Source organism: Psychrobacillus sp. (assembly GCF_056205495.1).
In genome coordinates, this window is the sequence record NZ_JBAEAP010000369.1 from 1 (window position 1) to 6,593 (window position 6,593).

6 protein-coding genes are annotated in these 6,593 nt (G+C 43.1%); all 6 read left to right on the plus strand.

The window, feature by feature from the left end; translation table 11 throughout:
• Positions 1–14 precede the first annotated feature (14 nt).
• From ilvN to leuD, 6 genes are read left to right on the plus strand one after another with little or no spacing between them, the layout of a single operon-like run.
• On the plus strand, positions 15–533 hold the full coding sequence (gene ilvN, locus AC06OU_RS11035; protein WP_169358835.1) for an acetolactate synthase small subunit: 519 nt from the start codon (positions 15–17) through the stop codon (positions 531–533).
• Positions 534–557: 24 nt separating this feature from the next.
• Positions 558–1,595, plus strand: coding sequence for a ketol-acid reductoisomerase (gene ilvC / locus AC06OU_RS11040; RefSeq protein ID WP_475855785.1), 1,038 nt, complete (start codon positions 558–560; stop codon positions 1,593–1,595).
• Entirely contained in the window at positions 1,582–3,123 is a 1,542-nt protein-coding gene (locus AC06OU_RS11045; protein WP_169358837.1) for a 2-isopropylmalate synthase, read from the plus strand. Before ilvC ends, AC06OU_RS11045 begins: the two co-directional genes overlap by 14 nt.
• 23 nt (positions 3,124–3,146) lie before the next feature.
• Complete coding sequence (gene leuB, locus AC06OU_RS11050; protein ID WP_475855787.1) at positions 3,147–4,247, plus strand: 3-isopropylmalate dehydrogenase; 1,101 nt, start codon at positions 3,147–3,149, stop codon at positions 4,245–4,247.
• A 15-nt stretch (positions 4,248–4,262) separates the two neighbouring features.
• Positions 4,263–5,672, plus strand: a complete 1,410-nt coding sequence (gene leuC, locus AC06OU_RS11055) for a 3-isopropylmalate dehydratase large subunit (RefSeq protein WP_475855789.1) — start codon at positions 4,263–4,265, stop codon at positions 5,670–5,672.
• Positions 5,673–5,684: 12 nt separating this feature from the next.
• Complete coding sequence (gene leuD / locus AC06OU_RS11060; RefSeq protein ID WP_475855791.1) at positions 5,685–6,269, plus strand: 3-isopropylmalate dehydratase small subunit; 585 nt, start codon at positions 5,685–5,687, stop codon at positions 6,267–6,269.
• The last annotated feature ends 324 nt before the right edge of the window (positions 6,270–6,593 follow it).

A 6,593-nucleotide genomic window follows, 5' to 3' on the forward strand; every position in this document is an offset into this window, starting at 1 on the left:
GGGGTGAAGCCAGAATGAAACGAATCATTACTGTCACGGTCATCAATCAAAGTGGAGTGCTTAATCGCGTGACTGGCCTCCTCATGAAGCGTCAATTCAATATTGAGAGCATCACAGTAGGTCACACCGAGCAGCCCCAAATTTCTAAAATGACCTTTGTCGTTAACGTAGAGGATGAACAGAAGCTTGAACAGCTGTTAAAGCAGCTTCAAAAACAAGTAGACGTGCTGAAGGTAAATGATATTACAGAAAAATCAATAGTAGTCAGGGAGCTCGCATTAGTAAAGGTCGTATCTCCACCGTCTGTAAGAGCTGAAATCAATAGTTTAGTAGAGCCTTTCCGAGCATCTACCATTGATACAGGGAAAAATGTTGTTACATTCCAGGTTACAGGTAATCCAGAGAAAATAGATGCGTTCATCGAGCTCGTCAAGCCTTATGGCATTAAAGAGTTAACAAGAACCGGTGTTACAGCCTTTGTAAGAGAAACTCAAAAGGCCGCAAATGCACCTTATCTTTCTATATTGCAATAACAAAACAAACAATCTGAGGAGGAAATGAAAATGGCGAAAATGTATTATAACGGAGATATCAATGAAGGAACTTTAAAGGAAAAAACAATTGCAATCATCGGGTACGGATCACAAGGTCATGCACATGCCCAAAACTTAAAGGACTCAGGATTTAACGTAATCGTAGGAATTCGTGCAGGTAAATCTTTTGACCAGGCACAAGAAGATGGGCAAGAGGTTTACTCCGTACAGGAGGCTGCTGAAAAAGCAGATGTAATTATGATTTTATTGCCAGATGAACGACAAAAAGCAGTGTATGAGGCAGAAATCGAAGCTGCTTTAACAGCGGGCAAGGCGTTAGTATTCGCTCACGGCTTTAATATTCACTTCGACCAAATCGTTCCTCCATCAGACGTGGATGTATTTTTAGTAGCTCCAAAGGGACCGGGGCATTTAGTACGCCGTACATTTGAGTCTGGAGCAGGTGTACCTGGCTTATTTGCGGTATATCAGGATGCAACTGGGCAAGCAAAAGATTTAGCCTTGGCTTATGCAAAAGGTATCGGAGCTGCTCGTGCTGGAGTATTAGAAACAACTTTCAAGGAAGAAACAGAAACGGATCTTTTCGGAGAGCAAGCAGTGCTTTGCGGTAGTACAACAGCAATCGTAAAAGCAGGCTTCGAAACATTAGTAGAAGCAGGCTATCAGCCAGAGCTTGCATACTTTGAAACGTTACATGAGTTAAAGCTGATCGTTGACCTGATGTACGAGGGAGGAATGGCGACGATGCGCTCTTCCATTTCTGACACAGCGGAGTGGGGAGATTTCGTTTCTGGTCCACGCATCATTGATTCGTCCGTGAAGGACCGTATGAAGGATGTATTAACAGACATCCAAAACGGTAAGTTCGCGAAGGAATGGATTGAAGAAAATGAAACAGGCAGACCAAAATACAATGCCATCAAACAAGCAGAGGCAGAGCACCCAATCGAAACGGTAGGTGCACAGCTACGAGAAATGATGCCATTTATCAATGAAGGAAAAAAAGCGAAGAAGGAAGTGGTGACGAGTGGCCAAAATTGATATTTTCGACACGACACTAAGAGATGGGGAGCAATCTGCGGGGATTAACTTAAACACCCAGGAAAAGCTAGAGATCGCTCGCCAGCTAGAAAAGTTTGGAGTATCGATTATTGAGGCAGGCTTTCCTGCTTCGTCACCTGGTGATTTCAACGCAGTTCAGCAAATAGCGAACACCGTTAAAAATTCAGTCGTAACAGGTCTCGCTCGTTCGATCAAAAGCGATATTGAAACGTCCTGGGAGGCATTAAGAGGAGGGGTTCAGCCTCATCTCCATACATTTATCGCTACATCGCCAATCCATATGCAATACAAGCTCAACAAAACACCGGAGCAGGTTATAGAAATTGCAGTAGAGTCGGTAAAGCTAGCACGTAAATACTTTCCATTAGTGCAATGGTCAGCTGAGGATGCAACACGATCTGACAAGGATTTTCTAGTTCGTATTATCAATGAAGTCATTAAAGCCGGAGCTACAACGATTAATATCCCAGATACAGTGGGCTATGCAACACCAATTGAATATGGTGCTTTGTTTAGATATTTGTCCGAGAATGTTACTGGTATTGAGAAGGTTAAGCTTTCTGCACATTGTCATGATGATCTAGGTCTTGCTGTTTCGAACACACTTGCAGCTATTGAAAATGGAGCGACACAGGTAGAGGGCACGATTAATGGAATCGGTGAACGTGCAGGAAACGCAGCACTAGAAGAAGTTGCGGTCGCGTTGCATATTCGAAGCGATTATTACCAAGCGGAATCAGGCATCGTTCTAAAGGAAACTAAGCGTACGAGTCAGCTAGTAAGTAAGCTTACTGGAGTCGTCATTCAGCCAAACAAAGCAGTCGTCGGAAAAAATGCCTTTGCTCATGAATCCGGCATTCATCAGGACGGGATGCTCAAAAACCCTGAAACGTATGAAATCATTACTCCAGAGCTAATTGGAGATGTAGCAACCGAGCTAGTGCTTGGTAAGCATTCCGGTCGTCACGCATTCTTTAGTCGTGCAGTGCAAATGGGCTTCCAGTTAAGCGATGAAAAGCTAAATGCAGCCTTTACAGCATTTAAGAAGCTTGCGGATCGTAAAAAGGAAATATCCGATGAGGATCTATTTGTTTTATTGACAGATCAGCAAGTAAGTAGTGGAGAAGTTGAGGTTTATGAATTAGAGGAACTAGTCATTAACTACGAAAACAATGTACCGACTGCATCCATCACAGTGAAGATGCCAACTGGTGAGAGCACTACCGCAAAAGGCAACGGTTCTGGTGCGGTAGAGGCAATCTTTAACACATTAGAAAAGCTAGTAAATGGAGAGGTAAGAATTTTGGATTATCGGGTTTCCTCCGTTTCCAAAGGGCGAGATGCTCTAGGCGAGGCAGTGATCAATTTATCGTACAACGGAGCAACCTCTTCTGGAAGAAATGCATCGCAGGATGTACTTAAGGCATCTGCGAGAGCGTACATCAATGCAGTCAATCGACAACTAATGAATGCACATTTTAAAGAGCGTGTAGCAGTCATTCAATAAATAAAACAATGGGAGTGAATGGGATGGAAAAAACAATAACGGTATTACCTGGTGATGGAATCGGTCCTGAAGTAACGGAGGCAGCGGTAAAGGTGCTTCAAACAATTGCAAAGCGATATAATCATACATTTAATCTGCAATTTGCGTTAATCGGCGGAGCAGCAATTGATGCTTGTCAAAATCCACTGCCAGAAGAAACGATCAGCTTGTGCAGTGATAGTGATGCCATCCTATTAGGTGCGGTAGGTGGACCTAAATGGGATCAAAACCCATCTCATTTACGCCCTGAAAAAGGTTTATTGGCAATTCGCAAGCACTTCGGACTTTATGCGAATATTCGTCCAGTGAAGGCTATTCCAGCTCTACTAGAATCTTCTCCACTTAAAAAGGAAATCGCAGAAAATGTTGACATGGTAATTGTTCGAGAGCTTACTGGCGGCTTATATTTTGCAGAGCCTCGGAAGAAAACGAAAGATTACGCATTGGACACTTTAGTCTATACTCGCTCTGAAATCGAGCGAATTGTAGACACGGCATTCCAGCTTGCCCGGAGCCGAAGAGGTAAGCTAGCCTCTGTAGACAAAGCAAATGTACTGGATTCCAGCAAGCTGTGGAGAGAAATAGTGGAAGAGAAGAAACAAGGCTATCCGGACGTTGAGGTAGAGCATATGCTAGTCGATTCAACTGCGATGAAGCTTATCACAAAGCCAGGTGATTTTGATGTCATCGTAACAGAAAATATGTTTGGAGATATTTTAAGCGATGAGGCTTCGGTGATCACTGGTTCGCTAGGAATGCTACCTTCTGCTAGTACGCGTGGAGACGGTTTTGGTCTTTATGAACCGGTCCATGGCTCTGCTCCAGATATTGCGGGTCAAAACAAAGCGAACCCTGCTGCTTGTATCCTATCTGCTGCCATGATGATCCGTGAGGCTTTCCAAATGGAAACAGAGGCTGCTGCTATCGAAGAAGCGGTATTTAATGTACTAAACGATGGTTACTTTACATTAGATTTGCAGACGAACGGGAAGCGAGTTCTTTCCACAAGTGAATGGACTGACAAGGTGTTAGATGAATTAGACTCAGAATTTGTTTCAGAAAGCATTATGTATTCATACGTATAAAAGGAGAGGGACTACATGGCAAAAACGATTATCGAGAAAATTTGGGATGAACATATTGTATACGAGGAAGAGGGGAAACCAGACCTTCTCTATATCGACCTTCATTTGCTTCACGAGGTAACGTCTCCCCAGGCGTTTGAGGGCTTGCGCTTAAATAATCGTAAAGTACGCCGCCCAGACCTTTGCTTCGCGACGATGGATCATAATGTGCCAACGAGAAATCAAAAAGAAATTAAAGATGAAATTGCCCGTAAACAAATTAATACGTTACAGCAAAACTGTGATGAGTTCGGAGTTCCATTAGCAAATATCGGACATCCAGACCAAGGAATTGTTCACATTATCGGGCCAGAGCTAGGCTTAACGCAGCCCGGTAAAACAATCGTGTGTGGAGATAGTCATACCTCCACACACGGTGCCTTTGGTGCCATCGCATTTGGTATCGGTACAAGTGAGGTAGAGCATGTTTTATCGACTCAAACTCTTTGGCAGGCTAAACCAAAAACGATGCAAATTAAAGTGAATGGCGAGCTAGGGATAGGAGTAACCGCAAAAGATATTATCCTAGCTATCATCGCCAAGTTCGGAATTGATATGGGAACTGGCTACATCGTGGAATATACCGGAGAAGCTATCCGGAAGCTTACGATGGAGGAGCGCATGACCATCTGTAATATGTCGATTGAAGCAGGAGCGAGAGCAGGTTTGATTAGCCCAGACGAGACAACAGTCGAGTTTTTACGAGGCAGAGAATACGTTCCAACAGGTGAAGCATTTGAACAGGAAGCTTCACGCTGGCTAGCATTGGCGTCTGATCCAGAAGCTACATATGACAAAACTGTGGAAATCAATGCAGATGAAATCGAGCCATTTGTCACTTGGGGAACAAACCCTTCGATGGGCTCTGGAGTATCCCAAAGTATTCCTTATAAAACAGACTTCCAAGAGGCTTCCGATCAGCAGGCACATGAAAAAGCACTTACGTATATGGGACTGCAGGAAGGTATGCCATTGACAGATATTCGAATTAGTAATGTCTTTATCGGTTCATGTACGAACGCTCGCTTAAGCGACCTGCGCAACGCCGCTAAAATAATAGAGGGGCGCACTGTTCATCCAAACGTCAAAGCTATTGTAGTACCAGGCTCGCAAACCGTGAAGAAGCAAGCGGAAGAGGAAGGCATCGACCAAATCTTCAAGTCAGCAGGCTTCGAATGGCGTGAATCCGGTTGTAGTATGTGTCTAGCGATGAATGATGACATCGTTCCCGCTGGAGAGCATTGTGCATCCACATCCAATCGTAACTTTGAAGGCAGACAAGGAGCAGGAGCGCGAACTCATCTCATGAGTCCAGCTATGGCAGCTGCTGCAGCTATCGAAGGACATATTGTAGACGTTCGAAAATTTCAACTAGTGCCTGCTTAAGGAGGAAAAAACATGGAGCCCATCAATGAAATCAAAAGTATCGTTACACCTTTAAATAGAAAAAACGTTGACACAGACCAAATTATTTCCAAAGAGTTTCTTAAAAGAATCGAGCGCACAGGATTTGGAAAATATCTTTTCTACCATTGGCGCTTCGATGCTGAAGGAAACGAACGTGGAGATTTTATCTTAAATGACGAGCGTTATAAGGAATCCACTATTCTAGTGGCACATGAAAACTTTGGCTGCGGCTCCTCACGTGAGCATGCCCCATGGGCGATCCTGGACTATGGCTTCCGTGTCGTCATCGCACCAAGCTTTGCGGATATCTTCTACAACAACTGTATGAAAAACGGCATTCTTCCGATTAAATTATCGGTAGAGGAAGTAGAAGCCATTTTAAGTAAAGAAAATTATTCAATAGAAGTAAATTTAGAGGAGCAAACAATAGTGGGTGAGGATGGAGTCTCGTATTCATTCCCAATCGACCCTTACCAAAAGAAGATGCTTCTAAACGGCTGGGACGAAATCTCATTAACCTTCCAATACGAAGACCAAATCAAAGCCTACGAAGAAAAAAAGTTTGCCCGAGTATAAATAGAGAGCCGCTAATCTAAAGAGATTAGTGGCTCTTATAATGTAGGTGGGCTATGTGCATAATAAAAAAGAGTAAGATCATGGTAACATTTTTATTTATCACCGTTCGGAGAAAAATATCACCGTTCACTAAGAGTTTATCACCGCTTACAGAAATTTATAGCTTTAAGGAAAGAATAAAAGATTATCTTCCATGAAAAGCTACGCTAGATAGCTACAAAACAATTGCTTTCTCATAAAACTTCACAGCCAATACGGGAAAGGGGATTTCTTTCATGAAAGAGAAGTTGACTTTAGTAGGTAATTAAAATATAATTACTTACG

Excerpts from the sequence above, each read along its gene's own strand:
- ilvN (WP_169358835.1), top strand. The coding sequence starts at position 15 with ATGAAACGAATCATTACTGTCACGGTCATCAATCAAAGTGGAGTGCTT.
- leuD (WP_475855791.1), top strand. The coding sequence starts at position 5,685 with ATGGAGCCCATCAATGAAATCAAAAGTATCGTTACACCTTTAAATAGA.
- leuB (WP_475855787.1), top strand. The coding sequence starts at position 3,147 with ATGGAAAAAACAATAACGGTATTACCTGGTGATGGAATCGGTCCTGAA.
- leuC (WP_475855789.1), top strand. The coding sequence starts at position 4,263 with ATGGCAAAAACGATTATCGAGAAAATTTGGGATGAACATATTGTATAC.
- ilvC (WP_475855785.1), top strand. The coding sequence starts at position 558 with ATGAAAATGGCGAAAATGTATTATAACGGAGATATCAATGAAGGAACT.